At 59.9% G+C, this 17,368-nt stretch carries 18 protein-coding genes; 9 read left to right on the top strand and 9 right to left on the bottom strand.

From position 1 onward, the window contains the following. Nucleotides 1-241 precede the first annotated feature (241 nt). Nucleotides 242-724: a GNAT family N-acetyltransferase gene (locus HGP16_RS22420; RefSeq protein ID WP_168842187.1), complete on the top strand. Its 483-nt coding sequence runs from the start codon at nucleotides 242-244 to the stop codon at nucleotides 722-724. A gap of 36 nt (nucleotides 725-760) precedes the next feature. On the opposite strand, the gene HGP16_RS22415 is transcribed toward HGP16_RS22420, so the two are convergent. The 7 genes from HGP16_RS22415 to HGP16_RS22385 all read right to left on the bottom strand — a co-directional run bounded on the left by HGP16_RS22415 (nucleotide 761) and on the right by HGP16_RS22385 (nucleotide 7,366). Next, nucleotides 761-1,384 (bottom strand): riboflavin synthase, encoded by a 624-nt coding sequence (locus HGP16_RS22415; RefSeq protein ID WP_168842186.1) that lies wholly within the window; start codon nucleotides 1,382-1,384, stop codon nucleotides 761-763. Further along, nucleotides 1,384-2,463, bottom strand: a complete 1,080-nt coding sequence (gene ribD / locus HGP16_RS22410) for a bifunctional diaminohydroxyphosphoribosylaminopyrimidine deaminase/5-amino-6-(5-phosphoribosylamino)uracil reductase RibD (protein ID WP_205926586.1) — start codon at nucleotides 2,461-2,463, stop codon at nucleotides 1,384-1,386. Before ribD ends, HGP16_RS22415 begins: the two co-directional genes overlap by 1 nt. A gap of 32 nt (nucleotides 2,464-2,495) precedes the next feature. After that, entirely contained in the window at nucleotides 2,496-2,972 is a 477-nt protein-coding gene (gene nrdR, locus HGP16_RS22405; RefSeq protein WP_015339425.1) for a transcriptional regulator NrdR, read from the bottom strand. 9 nt (nucleotides 2,973-2,981) lie between these two features. Next, nucleotides 2,982-4,280: a serine hydroxymethyltransferase gene (glyA, locus tag HGP16_RS22400; RefSeq protein ID WP_168842185.1), complete on the bottom strand. Its 1,299-nt coding sequence runs from the start codon at nucleotides 4,278-4,280 to the stop codon at nucleotides 2,982-2,984. A gap of 173 nt (nucleotides 4,281-4,453) precedes the next feature. Beyond that, on the bottom strand, nucleotides 4,454-5,767 hold the full coding sequence (locus HGP16_RS22395; RefSeq protein ID WP_168842184.1) for a murein L,D-transpeptidase: 1,314 nt from the start codon (nucleotides 5,765-5,767) through the stop codon (nucleotides 4,454-4,456). Nucleotides 5,768-6,279: 512 nt separating this feature from the next. Continuing rightward, the gene (gene ldtR, locus HGP16_RS22390) at nucleotides 6,280-6,795 is read right to left on the bottom strand and encodes a transcriptional regulator LdtR (protein WP_168842203.1); all 516 of its coding nucleotides are present in this window, start codon (nucleotides 6,793-6,795) and stop codon (nucleotides 6,280-6,282) included. 130 nt (nucleotides 6,796-6,925) lie between these two features. After that, complete coding sequence (locus HGP16_RS22385; RefSeq protein WP_168842183.1) at nucleotides 6,926-7,366, bottom strand: DUF6163 family protein; 441 nt, start codon at nucleotides 7,364-7,366, stop codon at nucleotides 6,926-6,928. A 143-nt stretch (nucleotides 7,367-7,509) separates the two neighbouring features. Between HGP16_RS22385 and hemB the strand changes: the two genes are divergently transcribed. The 6 genes from hemB to HGP16_RS22355 all read left to right on the top strand — a co-directional run bounded on the left by hemB (nucleotide 7,510) and on the right by HGP16_RS22355 (nucleotide 11,579). Next, nucleotides 7,510-8,523 carry a porphobilinogen synthase gene (hemB, locus tag HGP16_RS22380; protein ID WP_168842182.1) on the top strand — a complete coding sequence of 338 codons (1,014 nt, stop codon included), beginning with the start codon at nucleotides 7,510-7,512 and terminating at the stop codon, nucleotides 8,521-8,523. 76 nt (nucleotides 8,524-8,599) lie between these two features. Continuing rightward, nucleotides 8,600-9,058: an RDD family protein gene (locus tag HGP16_RS22375; RefSeq protein WP_168842181.1), complete on the top strand. Its 459-nt coding sequence runs from the start codon at nucleotides 8,600-8,602 to the stop codon at nucleotides 9,056-9,058. A gap of 182 nt (nucleotides 9,059-9,240) precedes the next feature. Beyond that, nucleotides 9,241-10,020, top strand: coding sequence for an arginyltransferase (locus HGP16_RS22370; protein ID WP_168842180.1), 780 nt, complete (start codon nucleotides 9,241-9,243; stop codon nucleotides 10,018-10,020). After that, nucleotides 10,021-10,917, top strand: a complete 897-nt coding sequence (locus HGP16_RS22365; protein ID WP_168842179.1) for a DMT family transporter — start codon at nucleotides 10,021-10,023, stop codon at nucleotides 10,915-10,917. 51 nt (nucleotides 10,918-10,968) lie between these two features. Then, complete coding sequence (locus tag HGP16_RS22360) at nucleotides 10,969-11,190, top strand: AbrB/MazE/SpoVT family DNA-binding domain-containing protein (protein WP_168842178.1); 222 nt, start codon at nucleotides 10,969-10,971, stop codon at nucleotides 11,188-11,190. Next, complete coding sequence (locus HGP16_RS22355) at nucleotides 11,187-11,579, top strand: type II toxin-antitoxin system death-on-curing family toxin (RefSeq protein ID WP_168842177.1); 393 nt, start codon at nucleotides 11,187-11,189, stop codon at nucleotides 11,577-11,579. Before HGP16_RS22360 ends, HGP16_RS22355 begins: the two co-directional genes overlap by 4 nt. A gap of 106 nt (nucleotides 11,580-11,685) precedes the next feature. On the opposite strand, the gene parC is transcribed toward HGP16_RS22355, so the two are convergent. Further along, the gene (gene parC, locus HGP16_RS22350) at nucleotides 11,686-13,944 is read right to left on the bottom strand and encodes a DNA topoisomerase IV subunit A (protein ID WP_168842176.1); all 2,259 of its coding nucleotides are present in this window, start codon (nucleotides 13,942-13,944) and stop codon (nucleotides 11,686-11,688) included. Nucleotides 13,945-14,175: 231 nt separating this feature from the next. On the opposite strand from parC, the gene HGP16_RS22345 reads away from it, so the two are divergent. After that, nucleotides 14,176-15,363, top strand: coding sequence for a hypothetical protein (locus HGP16_RS22345; RefSeq protein WP_168842175.1), 1,188 nt, complete (start codon nucleotides 14,176-14,178; stop codon nucleotides 15,361-15,363). 66 nt (nucleotides 15,364-15,429) lie between these two features. On the opposite strand, the gene HGP16_RS22340 is transcribed toward HGP16_RS22345, so the two are convergent. Continuing rightward, nucleotides 15,430-16,086, bottom strand: a complete 657-nt coding sequence (locus HGP16_RS22340; RefSeq protein WP_312862924.1) for a TetR/AcrR family transcriptional regulator — start codon at nucleotides 16,084-16,086, stop codon at nucleotides 15,430-15,432. Between the two features lie 66 nt (nucleotides 16,087-16,152). On the opposite strand from HGP16_RS22340, the gene HGP16_RS22335 reads away from it, so the two are divergent. After that, nucleotides 16,153-17,322, top strand: coding sequence for a serine hydrolase domain-containing protein (locus tag HGP16_RS22335; RefSeq protein WP_168842174.1), 1,170 nt, complete (start codon nucleotides 16,153-16,155; stop codon nucleotides 17,320-17,322). Nucleotides 17,323-17,368: the final 46 nt, after the last annotated feature.

The raw sequence follows: 17,368 nt of genomic DNA, 5'->3' as shown, positions 1-17,368 counted from the left end.
GCTATCCGCGCCCACTGTTCGTCCCGAAGGATCAGACGATCCAAAACACCCATGACTGCCTCCAAAAGACAGTCTTGAATCTGATTTGCTCAGCCTTGGAAACCCAAGAGTCCACACCTCCTAGAGCCTTTCGGCTTTTCTCCAAATCGTGACAACGCTCTATCCTTTTATTTTTACGCAATTCCGGACGGAAAACCGCACTTTTCCTGGAATTTCTGTAGGCGCTGCCGAGAGGACTATTATGCCGGTTCCGCGGGATAAGTTTTTGGTCAAACCTTACGAACCGGGTGACGCTCAAGCCACGATCGACATTTTCCTAAGGGCCATTCGCGAGGTTGCATCGGCAGACTACAGCCCCGCACAGATCGCTGCCTGGGCAAAGGTCGAAGACGCCGAAGTCTGGGCGCAGCATCGCGCAAGCCGGCCGACCTGGCTTGCGATGGATGGTTCACTGCCCATTGGCTTTACCGATCTGAAATCGGATGGCTGCCTCGATATGATGTTCGTTTCGCCCGACTATCGGGGAAAGGGCGTCGCCAGCCTGTTGCTTGCGACCGTCGAAAGGGCTGCGCGCGAACAAGGCGTTCAGCGGATTTTCACCGAAGCGAGCCTGACCGCCCGCCCCTTCTTCGAGCACAAGGGTTTTGTCGTCGTGACCGCGCAACAGGTGGAAAAGCACGGCCAGATCTTGTCGAACTTCCTGATGGAAAAAACGCTTGCGTAGGCTACCGAGGCGCCGACCCGCGCCTTCCTGTAAAACTCAGGCTTCTTCCCGAACGACCGGGAATTCCGCCAGCCGCGCGGCGTAGCGCGCCATCGTGTCGACTTCGAAATTGACGAAGTCGCCGGCCTTGCGCTCACCCCAGGTCGTGACCTCTAGGGAATGGCGGATCAGAAGCACGTCGAATTCAGTCCCATCGACGGCGTTGACCGTCAGCGAGGTGCCATCGAGCGCGACCGAACCCTTCGGCGCCACGAATCTTGCGAGATGTTCCGGCGCGCGCAGGCGGAAGCGGGTCGCATCGCCCTCGGCTGTCACGGACAGGATTTCCGCTTTGCCGTCGATATGGCCGGACACGATGTGGCCGCCGAGCTCGTCACCGATCTTGAGGGAACGTTCCAGATTGATCTTGGCTCCGGTTTCCCAGGTGCCGATGGTCGTCAGGCGCAGGGCTTCTTCCCAAGCCTCGACCTCGAACCAGCGTCCATTGCTGCCCTCTTCCGGCAGGCCGGTGACCGTCAAGCAGACGCCGGCATGCGAAATCGAGGCGCCCATGTCGATCGTTGCCGGATCGTAATTGGTGGCAACGCGCAGCTTGATGCCTTCCTTCAATGGGGAAATGGATTCGACCGTGCCGACGTCGGTGACAATTCCGGTAAACATCAAAAACCTCTTTCAAATTCGTCGCAGCGATCATCGCCGAAGCGGCTTTCGCCGATATGCATGAAACTGGCTGGGATATTGGATTTGAGGACCGGCGATTCAATACCGCCCGCGCCGATATCCGCTGGCCCCTGGAACAACAGGATGCGATCGACCAGGTCCGCATCGAGGAATCGCCGTGCCGTCTTGGCACCGCCTTCCACCAGCAGGGAAGAAATACCCCGCGTGCCCAGGGCTTCCAGCAACTCTCCCAGTTCGTCCAAATTCGACTGCAACACTTCGACGCCGGCGGCATCGAGGGCGGCGCGGCGCCCCAGGAGGGAGCTATCGGTATTCTCGTCGAAAGGAGGCTGATGGCCGGCAACCGCGATGACCGGATGCTTTCGCGCCGTCTGCACCAGCTTGCTGCCAAGCGGCAGCTGAAGGTCTGCATCGATGACGATGCGCAAGGGCGAGCGGTCTTCCAGGCCGGGCAGCCGGCAGGTCAATTCAGGATCGTCTGATATCGCCGTGCCGATGCCGACGAGAATGGCATCGCTTTCGGCGCGCAGCATCTGCACCTGCGCCCGCGAGATGTCGCCGGTGATGCGAACCTGTCCCTCGCCCGTTTTGCCGATCATGCCATCGGCGGAAATCGCAAGCTTGAGAGTCACATAGGGCCGGTTTCTCGTCTGGCGCATGAGATAACCCGCCAAGGCCCGCCTGCCCTCCGTCTCCAGAATGCCGGCATCGACCTCGATGCCGGCCTCGCGCAGCATATTGATACCGCGCCCGGAAACGCGCTGATCGGGATCGGTGATGCTGATGACGACACGCGCCACGCCATAGGCTATCAACGCCTCGGCACAGGGCGGAGTCTTGCCGTAGTGAGAACAGGGTTCCAGCGTTACATAGGCGGTGGCACCTCGCGCCGCCTCGCCCGCTGCAGCCAGCGCCTGCGGCTCGGCATGCGGGCGTCCGCCCAGCGCGGTCACGCCGCTGCCAAGAATGACGCCATCCTTGACGACGAGGCAGCCGACGGACGGATTTGTGGAAGTCAGTCCCAGATGCTGGCGCGACAGACGGATGGCCGCAGCCATGAAACGATCGTCTTCGGACCGCGGCACCACGGTCAAGGGTCCAGCGGATCGCGGGCGATCTTCGCATTGATTTCGTCGATCACGTGCTCGAAATCTTCGGCATGCGAAAAATCGCGATAGACGGAGGCATAACGCACGAAGGCGACGTCATCGAGGCTCTTCAGCGCCTCCAGCACCTGGAGCCCGATCTGCTCGGAACTGATCTCCGTCTCACCGGAGCTTTCGAGGCGACGCACGATCCCGGAAACGGCGCGCTCGATCCGGTCCCGGTCGACCGGGCGCTTTCGCAGCGCGATCTCGAAGGAACGCACCAGCTTGTCGCGATCGAACGGCACCTTGCGCCCCGTCTTCTTGATGACCATGAGCTCGCGCAGCTGCACGCGCTCGAAGGTGGTGAAGCGGCCGCCACAATCTGGACAAATGCGCCGACGGCGGATGGACGTGTTGTCCTCCGCCGGGCGCGAGTCCTTGACCTGGGTATCTTCTGAGCCGCAGTAAGGGCAGCGCATGCGCTCTCCTTAGCCCATGTAGCCGTACATCGGGAAGCGGTCGGTGAGCTTGACCACTTTCTCGCGCACGGCGGCCTCGACGGCGGCATTGCCTTCGTCGGAATTGGCGACCTTCAGGCCATCGAGCACTTCGATGATCAGATTGCCGATTTCACGGAATTCGGCTTCCTTGAAACCGCGCGTCGTGCCGGCCGGCGTGCCGAGGCGGACACCTGACGTGACGAAGGGCTTCTCGGGGTCGAACGGAATGCCGTTCTTGTTGCAGGTGACGTAGGCGCGGCCGAGGGCTGCTTCCGCGCGCTTGCCGGTGGCATTCTTCTTGCGCAGGTCGACCAGCATCAGGTGGTTGTCCGTGCCGCCGGAAACGACGTCGACACCGCCTGATATCAGCGTTTCGGCCAAAGCCTTGGCGTTCTTGACGATCTGTGCGGCATAATCCTTGAAATCGGGCTGCAGAGCTTCACCGAGGGCAACGGCTTTGGCGGCGATAACGTGCATCAGCGGACCGCCCTGGAGGCCGGGGAAGACGGCCGAATTGAACTTCTTGGCCAGATCCTCGTCATTGGTGAGGATCATGCCGCCACGCGGGCCGCGCAGCGACTTGTGCGTGGTGGTGGTGGCGACATGGCAATGCGGGAACGGCGACGGATGCTGGCCACCGGCAACGAGGCCGGCGATGTGGGCCATGTCGACCATCAGATAAGCACCGACGCTGTCGGCGATCTCGCGGAAGCGCTTCCAGTCCCAGATGCGGGAGTAAGCGGTGCCGCCGGCGATGATCAGCTTCGGCTTGGTTTCTTCGGCCTTGCGCTGCACTTCATCCATGTCGAGCAGGTTGTCGCCTTCGCGCACGCCGTAGGATACGACGTTGAACCACTTGCCGGACATGTTGACCGGCGAACCATGCGTCAGGTGGCCGCCCGAATTGAGATCGAGGCCCATGAAGGTATCGCCCGGCTGCAAGAGCGCAAGGAAGACGGCCTGATTCATCTGCGAACCGGAGTTCGGCTGGACGTTGGCGAAATTGACGCCGAACAGCTTCTTGGCGCGCTCGATGGCGAGTTCCTCGGCGATGTCGACGAACTGGCAGCCGCCATAATAGCGCTTGCCCGGATAGCCTTCGGCGTACTTGTTCGTCATGATCGAGCCCTGCGCTTCCAAGACGGCGCGCGAGACGATGTTTTCCGAGGCGATCAGCTCGATTTCGTGCCGCTGACGACCCAGTTCCTTGCCGATCGCACCAAAGATTTCCGGATCGGTATCGGCAAGCGAGCGATTGAAGAAGGGTTCGGTGGACGCATTGGTCATCGTGAAAGCTCCTGAACGGGCCGGAACGGCAATGCAGACGGTATTAGCGTCCGGGTCGCCGGAGAGCAATACGACGAGCGACATTTGCTGGGCATTCTACGCAGAGCGCCGCCAGCCAATGAAAAAGCCGCATCCAGGGACGCGGCTTCGACAAGAATTGATTGGAATGCCGATTACTGAACCGGTTGCTCCATGCCCTGGGTGGTGTCAAGCGCCAATTGGGAATTGCCGTCGAGATTATAGATATCGTCGCGGAACTGGACGATGCCGTCGCGGGCGCTCCAGGCGGAGATATAGACGAAATAGACCGGCACTTCCGTCGCCAAGGTGATCGGCGTGTTGACGCGCGTGGAGATGACCTGCTCGATGTGCTGACGCGGCCAGCCTGGGGTTTCGGCCAGCAGCCAGGTCGCAAGGTCGCGCACGTTTTGAACGCGCACGCAGCCCGAGCTGTCGAAACGCATCAGCTTGTTGAACAGGCCCTGCTCGGGCGTGTCGTGCATATATTCGTTATTGGGGTTATGGAAGTTGATCTTCGTGGACGCCATGGCGTTCGTCTTGCCGGGGTCCTGTCGGAACATCAGATCCGGCGCCTTGTCCGAATTCCAGTCGATGGTCTCAGGCGAAACTTCCTGACCCTTGCCGTCCAGCAGGCGGATATTGCTTCTCTTCAAATAGGTCGGATCCTTCCGCATGAGCGGCACGATGTCCTTGATGACGATGGAGCGCGGCGCCGTCCAGTAGGGGTTGAGGATGACCTCGTAGATCTTCGAATTGATGATGTGCGTCGGTCGCGTTTCCCGGCCGACGATCGCCTCGTGGCGCAAAGCGACCTGACCGTCCTCTACGGCTTCGACACGGGTCGCCGGGATATTCACCATGACATGACGACGGCCGAGATCGGACGGGAACGTCTGCAGACGGACGAGGTTGGTGTTGAGCTGCTGCAGGCGGACATTGGCCGGGATGTTCATCGCCTTCTGCGTGAAATCGCCGATAACGCCATCCGGCGGCAGCCCATGACGGGCCTGGAAACGCTTTACGGCCCCGTCTACGTAGGAATCGAAAGACGAAGACATGCCCGCCTCGCGCGGCAGGTCGCCTGAAACCATCAGATGCTGGCGCAAAGATTGCACGGCGGGATCGGTAACGCCGATCTGCAGCGGCTGCTGGCTGGTCGGATTAACCTGCGGCCAGCCGCCATTTGCAACGATGCTCTGATACTGGGCAATTGCCTGTTGGATATTCGGTACGGAATCAGGTCCGAGAATTGGCGTGTTCGACTGCACGGCAGCTGCCGTACGCGCCGCGGCCTTGGCGTCGAATTGGTCGTCCCAATTGCCGCGGGACCGGTCGTTGATCAGCGCCTCCAGCGGCGTCGCGTTTTGCGCGAGGGCCGGCGCGGCCAATGCGGCAGCGCCAAAAGTTACGGCCGACCGCAGGAAAGAGCGGCGCGAAAAGGGTTCAATTCCGTTTTTCTTCGACATATCCCAACCGTTTAGCGCTGCGATCCAATTATGCGCAGCCTAGAGAGGAAGCAGTAAATAGCGCGGTTCGCGCCAAGCAACGCAGCTCAGTATCGATCCGTTCCCTTAAAGCACCACCAAAAACTTCGCCACGAACTATCACAATATCGCGAAGCCAAGACCTTCAGGTCGGAAGATCGTATTTCGAGAACGCTGCTTGCAGTCGATTTCCGCTGTCATAGCAATATGGCCAATTCGTGTCTCCCGGCATGAAACTTGCCTTGCCACGCGAGGACGGAAGAAAAGCCAAACTGCTTTTGCTAAAATACCACAGCTGCGCGTGGTTCATAACGTGTCTTGATCCGGCGTCAATGGCTTAGCCGCCCAGGACGTTACATGTGACGGAAGGTGAAGCGCGGACGTGACAAAAAGCGCACAACGGCTGCCTTGGCAACGCATTCAAGCCGGACACGCAGGGAACGTGTCCAGCTTGCTTTTACTGGAAGGTCTTATAGTCGATCCGCCACCGTTACTTACATGCGGTAAGCGATGCTGTCGTTCCAGAAGCGGTCGAGGCGCTGCAGGAGCTTGTTCATCTGGGTGAATTCGTCGGTGCCGATGCCGCCGACCTTGTCGATCGAGCCGATATGGCGCTCATAGAGCTTGGCGACGGTTTCGGCGATGTCCTGGCCCGGTTCCGTCAGGCTGATGCGCACCGAGCGGCGGTCGATGCGCGAGCGCTGATGGTTGATGAAGCCGAGGTCGACCAGCTTCTTGACGTTGTAGGAAACGTTGGAGCCGAGGTAGAAACCGCGGGAGCGCAGCTCGCCGGCCGTCAGTTCGGAATTGCCGATGTTGAAGAGGAGAAGCGCCTGGACGGCGTTGACGTCGTCGCGACCCTGACGGTCGAACTCGTCCTTGATAACATCAAGCAGGCGGCGGTGCAGACGCTCGACCAGGTGAAGGGATTCCATGTAGAGAGCCCGGATGTCGTCAACCTGCTGACCCTGAGCGTTTGCAACTGCCTGCGGCTTGATTTTCGTGTTCATCATGACTTGGCCTCACTGTTTGTTTGGCGGTGTCGTTTTCTTCCCGCCTTGAGTGAGACCCTATCGAATACACATAAAATTCTACTTAAACTGCAGGCTTAACAGCACCTTACCGCGAAGTCTTGGTGTCTCAGGGTAAATCAACCATTACCTGCTGCCGCCGGCGCCGGCGTTTTTCCTGCCACAGCAGGACGCGGAAAAGGCAGTAGATCACTGCGACGCAGGCATGCAAGATCATGATCAGCGGATTGGAGCCGAATATCTCCGGCCAGGCGCCATACATCAATCCCTGCCCGCCTGCCGCCAGCACCCACATGACCGGCCCCCAGGAAACGGTGAGCCACAATCCGAGCGCGGCAACGGGGAAGACGACGGCGAGACCGGCGCCTGCGACCTTCCATGGCAGAGCCAGCAGATCGAAGCGGGCATGACCTTCCAGCGAATAGCCGACCAGCATCGCCCAATATTGCAGGCCGAGCCAGAAACAGGCGATCGCGATCAGCCGCAGGAACAGCACGAACAGGATGTCCGTCAGCGTATTCTTGGGTACGGTCGAAGAATCAGGTTCCATGCGCGAACAATACGTAGGAGGCATCGGCCTCGCCAGAATATAATGGCTGCGGCCTTTCGCCTGGTTTTGAATCCTGGGGACAGCGTGATAGGTACGCGGCCTATATATAATGCCATAAATAGACGAAGAAGGATGGCGGCATCATGGAGAACAAGACGCATCTCGTTGACGAGATCACCGGGCATCGCCGCATGCGACGTAACCGCAAGGCCGATTGGACCCGCCGCCTCGTGCAGGAAAACCGGCTGACGGTCGACGATCTGATCTGGCCGATCTTCCTTATCCCCGGCACCGGCATCCTTGAGCCGATCCCCGCAATGCCCGGCGTCAATCGCATGACGGTGGACAAGGCCGTGGAAGCGGCCAAGGAAGCGGCCGATCTCGGCATTCCCGCACTCGCCACCTTCCCGAACATCGAAATGGGCTTGCGCGACGAGACCGGCTCCAACAGCCTCGAGAAGAACAATCTCATCAATCTCGCCAGCGCGGCGATCAAGAAGGCCGTTCCGAATATCGGCGTCATCACCGATGTCGCCCTCGACCCCTTCACCAGCCACGGCCATGACGGCATCCTGCGCGGCAACGAGATCGTCAACGACGAGACGGTCGAGCAGGTGGCGCTGGCCGCCGTCTACCAGGCGGATGCGGGTGCCGACATCATCGCACCGTCGGAAATGATGGACGGGCGCATCGGCGCAATCCGCCAGGCGCTCGATGCCGCCGGCCACCAGAATGTCGGCATCATGAGCTATGCGACGAAATTCAGCTCGGCCTTCTACGGCCCCTATCGCGAGGCGATTTCGACCGGCGGCCTGCTGAAGGGCGACAAGAAGACCTATTACATCGACCCGGCCAACGGCACCGAAGCCGTGCGCGATGCTGCCCTCGACGTCGAGGAAGGCGCCGATATGCTGATGGTCAAGCCGGGCCTGCCCTATCTCGACATTTGTTGGCGGCTGAAGGAGGCTTTCGGCCTTCCGACCTTCGCCTATCAGGTCTCCGGCGAATACGCGATGATCAAGGCAGCCGCCGCCAATGGCTGGATCGACGGCGACAGAGTGATGCTCGAAACCCTGCTCGCCTTCAAGCGCGCCGGCTGCGACGGCATCCTCACCTATTTCGCCATGGATGTTGCAAAGCATCTGGCAAGAAAATAGCTCCGCACCATTCACTTATTGTATTTGCCGGACCTGATACCATATGTTCGGCAAATGTTTCCCAAGGAGGAAAGCAATGAGCCTGAACCCCAGCCCGCTCTATGCAGCACCGGATGACTGGCGCGCCTATAGTGGCGTGCTGAGCCGGCGCATCTTCGCATTCATCGTCGATTACATCATCGTCGCGCTGCTCTGCATTCCGGCGGCCGTCGTACTGTTTTTCGTTTCGATCCTGACGCTGGGGCTTGGCTTCATCCTCTATCCCGCGCTCTTCGTCATCGTAGCCGGATTGTATTTCGGCTGGACGCTCGGCGGCCCATACCAGGCTTCGCTCGGCATGCGGGCCATGGGCCTCACCATGGTCCGCGTCGACGGGCGCCGGATGGATTTCCTGACGGCGATCGTCCACCTGGCGCTGTTCTGGGTCCTGAACTCGGTGTTGACGCCGCTGATCCTGCTGGTAGGCCTGTTTACCGACCGCAGCCGGCTGGTGCACGACCTGCTGCTCGGCACGGTCATCGCCCGTACCGCCTAAAACACGCACGTTGCGATATCAAATATACGATCCCTCGCGGTACAAACGAGCCGCGAGGCGGCATCCGAGTGCATCATGAATTAGGAAACTTCGATCTTTAGCGAAGGACGTAGTTGACGTTTTCTAAACTTGAGCCATGCTTGTAAAAAACGGGTGCCGAAAGAAAGGGCAATCAACGGCAGATGAACACGCAGTCAACGCCTTCTCCGCAGTTTTATCTGACGGCACCGGCTGCCTGCCCGTACCTGCCGCACGAGATGGAGCGCAAAGTCTTTACGCATCTCGTCGGCCCCCGTGCGGCGGAGATGAACGATATCCTGACTCAGGGCGGCTTCCGGCGCTCGCAAAACATCGCCTACCGCCCTGCCTGTGAATCCTGCAGGGCCTGCGTATCGGTCCGCATTCTCGCCCAGGAATTCGAGCCCAGCCGCTCGATGCGGCGCATTCTGGCCGCCAATAGCGACGTCATCGCCACCGAATTTCCCGCGCAGCCTTCCAGCGAGCAATATTCGCTCTTCCGCCGCTATCTCGACTATCGCCATCAGCACGGCGGCATGTCCGACATGACCGTGCTCGACTATGCGATCATGGTCGAGGACACGCATGTGAATACCCGCATTATCGAGTATCGCCGCCGTGAGGAAGGGGCGGGGCTGGAACAACGCCCGAAAGGTGAGTTGCTGGCGGCGGCTTTGACCGACGTCATGAGCGACGGGCTGTCGATGGTCTATTCCTATTTCAATCCCGATCTCGACGAGCGATCGCTCGGCACCTTCATGATCCTAGATCATATCAAGCGGACGAAGGCGCTCGGCTTGCCGCATGTCTATCTCGGCTATTGGGTCAAAGGCTCGCGCAAGATGGACTATAAGACGCGCTTTCAGCCGCAGGAACATCTCACGCCGCGCGGCTGGGAGCGTTTCGACCCCGCCGCCGACGGCGATAAAGATACCTTCCGCTGAATGTTCTCCCGTCTTTCGGATCATCAAAAGGGCCTGCTGCTGACGACGCTCGGCGGCCTGGCCCTGTCGATGGACATACCGCTGATCCGGCTTTCCAGCGGTGAAGTCTGGTCGGTGCTGTCGGCGCGCAGCCTTGCAACCATCGTCGTGGCGCTCGCGGCACTTTTCGTTATCCGCCGTGTTACGGGTTCGCTGCGAAGCGTGCTGCCGGGCTGGCTCGGGCTTCCCGTCGGCTTCTTCTACGGGCTGACGACCATCGCCTTTCTCCTTGCCGTCTATTACACGACGGCGGCGAATGTGGTGTTCATCATCGCGCTGAACCCGATGTTCACCGCGCTTCTTTCCTGGATCTTCCTCAAGGAGCGCCCTGCCCTTTCGACCTTCATCACCATGGCCGTCATGATCATCGGCGTCGGCCTCATCGTTGGCGACGGCATGGAAGGTGGCCATCTGCTGGGCGACGCGCTTTCCGTGCTTGCATCGTTTTCCATTGCCTGCGCCATCACCATCAGCCGCGCCTCGGGGCGTGATATGGGTTTCGCTTCCTTGCTGGCCGCCGTCATCCCGGCCGCAGTCGGTCTCTATCACATGGCGCCCTTAGGCTTTTCCATCGAACATCCGGGCTGGATCCTCCTCGATGGCGGCGTGCTGATGCCCCTCTCCTTCTGGTGCCTTGCGACAGGCACACGCTTTCTCTCGGCACCGGAAGTGGCAATGTTCTATCTCTTGGAAACGATCCTGGCGCCGATCTGGGTCTGGCTGATCTTCTTCGAGGCACCCACCAACATGACGCTGGCCGGCGGCGCGATACTGATCCTGGCGCTCGCCGCCCATTCGCTCTGGCAGGCGCGGGTCAAGGCGAGAGCAGCGCTGACAGCGCAAGGCCTCGCGCATTGAAGCCATGATTTTCCCATGTTATAACCAAGTTATTACATGGGGAGTTCAGATATGAACGTCACTATCCGCAAGATCGGCAATTCCGAAGGCGTGATTATCCCGAAGGAAGTTCTCCAAAGGCTCGGCCTGAAAAACGGCGATGCATTGGAAATACGTGAAGCGAACGGCAACATCGAACTGGTTCCCGAGCGCGCTGATCTGACCGAGCAGTTGCAGGCTGCAAGACTTGGCATGCAGAAATATCGCGCTGCTCTGCGCGAACTCGCAAAATGAATGAATATAAATGGCTATCCCGTGAAGCCGTCGAGATCATGCATGCGGAACAGGTCGCCGAACATGGTGGATTGCCGGGTTTAAAGGACGAGAACGCCTTAGAGGCAGCTATGACGCGCCCGTTAAACGAGGCTGCATACGGCGCGAACGATTTATTCGCCTTAGCTGCCGCTTACCTCTATGGGATCGTTCGGAATCACCCATTTTCGGATGGAAACAATCGGGCCAGCTATCTGGCGGCGTTCACGTTCCTCTACATCAATGGCTACCTTATCGAAGCTGACGATGGGACCATTGTCGCCTTTGTGCAGGGCGTTGCGGCCGGAGAAATCGATGAAATAGGCGCAATGCAATTCTTGAAAGATTTCTGCGTTCCGCTTGCCGGGTGACGACGCTCCATTCGCCGCATCACCCGGCCCTTGGCTAAGGCTCAGAGCGTTCGACGCCGCAATCGACCCGCCGGGTCGATTGCCTTCAGCTCGGCTCAACCAAGCTTCACCCTGAAAACCTGCCGCTTCTGGGAAAGCCCTTCGGCACGGCTCTGCCGACACCGGCGCGTTCGGCCAACCATTCCACCAACTCGTCCTTGGTCTTGGTAAAGGTGCGGCCGGCGCTGTCTTCCCAGGTCAGGCCATCAGCGATGACGAAGCACCGGATGTCGGCAATGCCGCCATCCTTGTAGCGCTGCAGGCGCACACCCTTACCGCGCGACATTTCAGGCACCTGCGAAAGCGGGAAGATGACCATCTTGCGGTTCTCGCCGACCACGGCGACATGATCGCCGGAAACCGGCACGAGAAGCTTGGTCTCGTCGGGATGGGAGACGTTCATGATCTGCTTGCCCTTGCGGGTGTTGGCGACCAGCTCCGCCTCGGGCACGATGAAACCGTTGCCCACCGTCGATGCGATTAGCTGCTTGCGCTGCGGATCGTGGACGAAGGCGGTCAGCACATCCTGATCATTCTCCATGTCGATCATGATGCGCAGCGGCTCGCCATGGCCGCGGCCGCCGGGCAGCTTATCGCCACCGAGCGTATAGGCCTTGCCGCCCGTCGTGATGATGAGGATCTTGTCGGTCGTCTGCGCGGGGAAGGCAACCTTCGGTCCATCGCCTTCCTTGAAGGTGAGCGCCGCGGTATCGGAGATGTGGCCCTTCAGCGCGCGGATCCATCCCTTTTCAGAGACGACGACCGTGATCGGCTCCTTCTCGATCATCGCCTGCTGAATGGCGGCATCGTCGGCTTCGGGCGCTTCGGCAAACTGCGTGCGGCGGCGCCCGATTTCGGTGGCCTTGGCGAACTTCTTCTTCACCTCGCCGATTTCCCAGGAAACCGTCTGCCACTGCTTTTCTTCCGAGGCGAGCAATGCCTCGATGTCGGACTTTTCCTTGGTCAGGCCTTCGAATTCCTTGCGGATCTCGAACTCTTCCAGCTTGCGCAAGGAGCGCAGCCGCATATTGAGGATCGCCTCGACCTGATTGTCCGTGAGGCCGAACCGCTCCATCATCACGGGCTTCGGCTCATCCTCCTCGCGGATGATGGCGATGACCTCATCGATGTTGAGATAGGCAACCAGCAAACCGCCAAGGATTTCGAGGCGCTTCTCGATTGCCGCCAGCCGGAAGCGCGAACGGCGCAGCAGGACTTCGCGGCGATGATCCAGCCACTCCTTCAGCACTTCGTTCAGGGCCATGACCTTGGGAATGCGGCCCATGGACAGGACATTCATGTTGAGCGGGAAGCGGCTCTCCAGCTCGGTGAGCTTGAACATCGATTCCATCAGGATCGTCGCATCGACGGTGCGGCTCTTCGGGATCAGGACAACGCGGATATCCTCGGCGGATTCATCGCGGATATCCTCAAGCAGCGGCAATTTGCGCGACAGCAGCAACTCCGCGATCTTTTCGATCAACCGCGACTTCTGCACCTGGAACGGAATCTCCGTGACGACGATCTGGTAGCCGCCGCGACCGAGATCCTCGATCTCCCATTTGGAACGAACGCGGAAGCCGCCGCGACCGGTCTTGTAGCTTTCAATGATGCTCCGGCGATCGTCGATGATAATGCCGCCGGTCGGAAAGTCGGGACCGGGAATATAGAGTTCCACCAGCTTCTCGACGGTGGCATCGCGATCCTTGATCAGATGCAGCGCGGCGTCGCAAAGCTCATGGGCATTGTGTGACGGGATGGAGGTCGCCATGCCGACGGCAATGCCGGAGGAGCCGTTGGCGAGCAGATTGGGGAACGCGCCCGGCAGGACGATCGGTTCGGAATTCGATTCGTCGTAGGTATCGCGAAAATCGACCGCATCCTGATCGATGCCTTCGAGCAGCAGTTCGGAAACCGCCGTCATCTTGGATTCGGTATAACGCATCGCGGCCGGGCTATCGCCGTCGATATTGCCGAAATTGCCTTGGCCGTTGACCAGCGTGTAACGCTGAGAGAAATCCTGCGCGAGACGCGCCAGCGCGTCATAGATCGACTGGTCGCCATGCGGGTGATAGTTACCCATCACCTCGCCGACGATCTTGGCGCATTTGCGGAAGGCGGCATTGGGACGCAGCCCCATCTCGCTCATCGCATAAACGATGCGGCGATGCACCGGCTTCAACCCGTCGCGGACGTCGGGAAGCGCGCGTTGCGTAATGGTCGACAAAGCATAGGCCAGATAGCGCTCTTCGAGCGCGGCCTTCAGGTCGACCGGAACGATGTTGTCGTCGCCGTCACCGGACGGCGGTGTAAGATTTTGTCCCATGGTCCTTGACTATCGGAGATGGCGATTCCCGGCAAGAAATCAGCGAAAAGCACCTGTGGATGAAGGCGTTTCAGGCGTCCGGCGAGATGGTTGCAGATACATTTTTGCTGCACTCGCGCCCTACACTCATTGTCATTGGATTTTCGGAGAAAGACCAATATAAGTCGGCGCAGTACACGCGCAATCTGTACACCCCCGCCGATACCACCGGCTCAACGAGGAAACGCCATAATGACTTTCTATCGGACCACGCGGCTGATGCTCTGCAGCGCAGCCATCCTGTCCTTCGCCAGCTCGGCCTTCGCCCTTGATGGCAACGACCTGCTGAAGAAGATCAACGACATCTACGGCCAGCAGGGCGCTTCGATTGCTGCTGGAGGTATCGATGTCGACGGTAGCACCGTGACGCTGAAGGGCGCAAGCTTCAAGGCGGCCGGCATGGAAGACAGCATCCCGCTCGGCGACATCACCATGGACGGCGTCGAAGAAAACAACGGCGGTTACACGATCGAGGAAATCGACTTCGCGGATGTCGATTTCAAAAAAGATGGCGCGGCTGTTTCCGCCAGCGACCTCAAGCTGAGCGGCGTCGAAATTCCGGCTGACGCAACCAAGGGCGACCTCGCCTCGCTTCTCTACTACAAGAGTGCCCATGCAGGAGAGGTCTCCGTCACCAAGGACGGCACCGAAGTGTTCTCGATCGAGGGCGCCGACGCGACAATGAACAAGCGCGACGACAAGTCGGGCCTCGACTTCGACGCAAAGATCAACGGTGTCAAAGCCGATCTCAGCAAGGTCGACGACCAGAAGTCCAAGGAAGCGATCGAAGCGCTCAAGCTGCAGCAGATCGATGGCACCATCGCGATGAAGGGCAGCTGGGAGATCGGTCCGGGCACGATCGACATCACCGAATATTCCTTCGACTTCAAGGATATCGGCAAGCTGAACCTCGCCTTCAGCATTTCCGGCTACACGCCCGCTTTCGCGAAGTCGATGCAGGAAGCGCTCAAGACGGTTCGCTCCAATCCGAACCAGCAGGAAGCGCAACAGTCGGCTGGCCTCGCCATGCTAGGCCTCCTCCAGCAGCTGACCTTCAACAGCGCTGCGATCCGCTTCGACGACGCCTCGATTACCGCGCGCGCGCTCGATTTCGCCGGCAAGCAGCAGGGCGTCACGGGCAAGCAGCTGGCAGATACGCTGAAGGCGATGACGCCGATCATGATGGCGCAGCTCAACATTCCGGAACTGCAGAACGCCGTGTCCACAGCTGTCAGCGCCTATCTCGACAATCCGAAGAGCCTGACCGTCACCGCCGCTCCGGGCAAGCCGGTACCGGTGCCGATGATCATCGGCGCCGCCATGGGCGCTCCGAACTCGATCCCGCAGGTCATCGGCCTCAAGGTTTCCTCGAACGACTAAGCCGCCGCTCCCGGCACTATTCGGAAACCCGGCGATCTCGGTCGCCGGGTTTTCCTTTGCGGCGAGTTAGGTTTCTTGCCGGAGCTGATATTTCCGCAGTTCGCTGAGAGCATGCGACAACAAGGCAAGCAATTCATCCGTGGTCGCACCGTCGCGCGCCTGGACGGACATGCCCTGCACGATTGCGCCCAGAAAACGGGCAAGCGAACGAGCGTCGGCGTCCGGTCGCATGTCACCTTCCGCAATACCGCGCTCGATCCGGGCGGTGAAGATATCGAGCGTCTGCAAGCGCATCGATGCGACATGGTGGGCGATCGGTTCGTTCTCCTCGGCGCAGTTCAGCACCGCCGTCGATATCATGCAGCCTTTCGGATGTTCCGGGGCAGTGAAAATCTTGGCGGAGTTCGTCAGGAAGCGCTCGAAAGCGGCCACCGTATCCACCTTCTCCTGAAATGGATTGCCGGGTTCCGGCCGCGGCATGCGGCGGTACTGTTCGAGCGTCTCCCGATAAAGCTCCGCCTTCGAACCGAAAGCAGCATAGAGGCTCTGTGGCGTGATCCCCATCGCAGCCGTCAAATCGGCGATGGATGAGCCATCGTAGCCATGTTTCCAAAACGTGTCCCGCGCTGAAGCAAGAACCGTCTCGCGATCAAAGGCAGGCGGGCGCCCACGCTTGCGGGGCGGGGAATTTTCGGTCACTCCGCTATTTTTCACAATGGTCACTCTAGAATTATTCTCCGATCTGGGTTATTCAGGAACGGTCATTGTGATTATAGAAGGTTTTGCACCATGAGTCTTGCCCTGGAAAATTCCGCCCGATCGGGCCACGGTATTCTGACCAAAGGCATCGATGCGGCCATTGATACCGCCTTGGCGGATAAAAGACTGGTCGGAACTGTGGTCCTGATCGCCCGGGACGGCGAACCGGTCTATCGCCGCGCCGCCGGTCTGGCGGATCGTGAAAACAGGGTGGCTATGCAGGAGGACGCCATCTTCCGTCTTGCCTCCGTCACCAAGCCGATCGTTACCATCACCGCCATGCGGCTCATCGAACAGGGCCGCATCGGGCTTGACGATCCGATCACCAAATGGCTTCCGGATTTCAGGCCAAGGTTGCCTGACGGTGGCGAGGCGGTGATCCGCATCCGGCATCTGCTGTCCCATACATCCGGCTTGGGCTACGCATTCTCGAGTAACGAAAATGACCCCTACATCCGCGCCGGCGTGTCGGACGGGCTCGACCAACCCGGCCTGCCGCTTGCGGAAAACCTGCGCCGTCTTGGGAGCGCTTCCCTGCGTTTCGCACCCGGCGAAGGCTGGGAATATTCGCTCGCAATGGACGTGCTCGGCGGCGTCATCGAGAAGGAAACCGGCGGCGTTCTCGGCGATGCGGTTGCGGAGCTTGTCACGAAGCCGCTCGGTCTCTCCGACACCGCCTTCTCCGTCCGCGACCGCAGTCGCCTAGCTGCCGCCTATGTAAATGGCGCGTCGGAGCCGCAACGGATGGAGGAGGAGGCGCTCGTGCCGATCCTCGATAGCACGATCCGCTTTGCGCCGGACAGGATATTCGATCCCGGCTCCTACCACTCCGGCGGCGCGGGCATGGCTGGAACCGCGGATGACATCCTTGCCATTCTGGAAGCGATACGGAAAGGCGGCGCACCGCTGCTGTCGGCCGATACGGTGAGGACGATGATGACCGATCAAGCCGGCGGCCATATGCAGCCGCTGCAAGCCGGTTTCGGCTTCGGCTACGGCTGGTCCGTCGTTACCGATCCTGTCGCGGCACAGGCCCCCTTCTCCGCCGGCACGATCAAATGGGGCGGCGTCTACGGCCACAGCTGGTTTGTCGACCCTGCGGAAAAGCTGACGGTCGTGGCGCTTACCAACACCACGCTCGAGGGCATGTGGGGCCAGTTCACCATCGATCTTCGCGATGCGATCTATGCAGCAATCTAGCTGATATTAACATGCCAAACAAAAACCCGGCGATTTCGGTCGCCGG

Origin of the sequence: Rhizobium sp. P40RR-XXII (genome assembly GCF_012641405.1) — a bacterium.
Taxonomy (GTDB): domain Bacteria; phylum Pseudomonadota; class Alphaproteobacteria; order Rhizobiales; family Rhizobiaceae; genus Rhizobium.
This window is presented reverse-complemented; position numbering and strand designations above follow the sequence as displayed.

Bases quoted from the DNA above. Each gene is read 5' to 3' on its own strand.
- HGP16_RS22360 (WP_168842178.1), top strand. From the start codon at position 10,969: ATGAACGTCACTATCCGCAAGATCGGCAATTCCGAAGGCGTGATTATC.
- HGP16_RS22415 (WP_168842186.1), bottom strand. From the start codon at position 1,384: ATGTTTACCGGAATTGTCACCGACGTCGGCACGGTCGAATCCATTTCC.
- HGP16_RS22385 (WP_168842183.1), bottom strand. From the start codon at position 7,366: ATGGAACCTGATTCTTCGACCGTACCCAAGAATACGCTGACGGACATC.
- hemB (WP_168842182.1), top strand. From the start codon at position 7,510: ATGGAGAACAAGACGCATCTCGTTGACGAGATCACCGGGCATCGCCGC.
- HGP16_RS22365 (WP_168842179.1), top strand. From the start codon at position 10,021: ATGTTCTCCCGTCTTTCGGATCATCAAAAGGGCCTGCTGCTGACGACG.
- HGP16_RS22375 (WP_168842181.1), top strand. From the start codon at position 8,600: ATGAGCCTGAACCCCAGCCCGCTCTATGCAGCACCGGATGACTGGCGC.
- HGP16_RS22395 (WP_168842184.1), bottom strand. From the start codon at position 5,767: ATGTCGAAGAAAAACGGAATTGAACCCTTTTCGCGCCGCTCTTTCCTG.
- nrdR (WP_015339425.1), bottom strand. From the start codon at position 2,972: ATGCGCTGCCCTTACTGCGGCTCAGAAGATACCCAGGTCAAGGACTCG.
- HGP16_RS22420 (WP_168842187.1), top strand. From the start codon at position 242: ATGCCGGTTCCGCGGGATAAGTTTTTGGTCAAACCTTACGAACCGGGT.
- HGP16_RS22355 (WP_168842177.1), top strand. From the start codon at position 11,187: ATGAATGAATATAAATGGCTATCCCGTGAAGCCGTCGAGATCATGCAT.
- ribD (WP_205926586.1), bottom strand. From the start codon at position 2,463: ATGGCTGCGGCCATCCGTCTGTCGCGCCAGCATCTGGGACTGACTTCC.
- HGP16_RS22370 (WP_168842180.1), top strand. From the start codon at position 9,241: ATGAACACGCAGTCAACGCCTTCTCCGCAGTTTTATCTGACGGCACCG.
- glyA (WP_168842185.1), bottom strand. From the start codon at position 4,280: ATGACCAATGCGTCCACCGAACCCTTCTTCAATCGCTCGCTTGCCGAT.
- ldtR (WP_168842203.1), bottom strand. From the start codon at position 6,795: ATGAACACGAAAATCAAGCCGCAGGCAGTTGCAAACGCTCAGGGTCAG.
- HGP16_RS22345 (WP_168842175.1), top strand. From the start codon at position 14,176: ATGACTTTCTATCGGACCACGCGGCTGATGCTCTGCAGCGCAGCCATC.
- HGP16_RS22335 (WP_168842174.1), top strand. From the start codon at position 16,153: ATGAGTCTTGCCCTGGAAAATTCCGCCCGATCGGGCCACGGTATTCTG.
- parC (WP_168842176.1), bottom strand. From the start codon at position 13,944: ATGGGACAAAATCTTACACCGCCGTCCGGTGACGGCGACGACAACATC.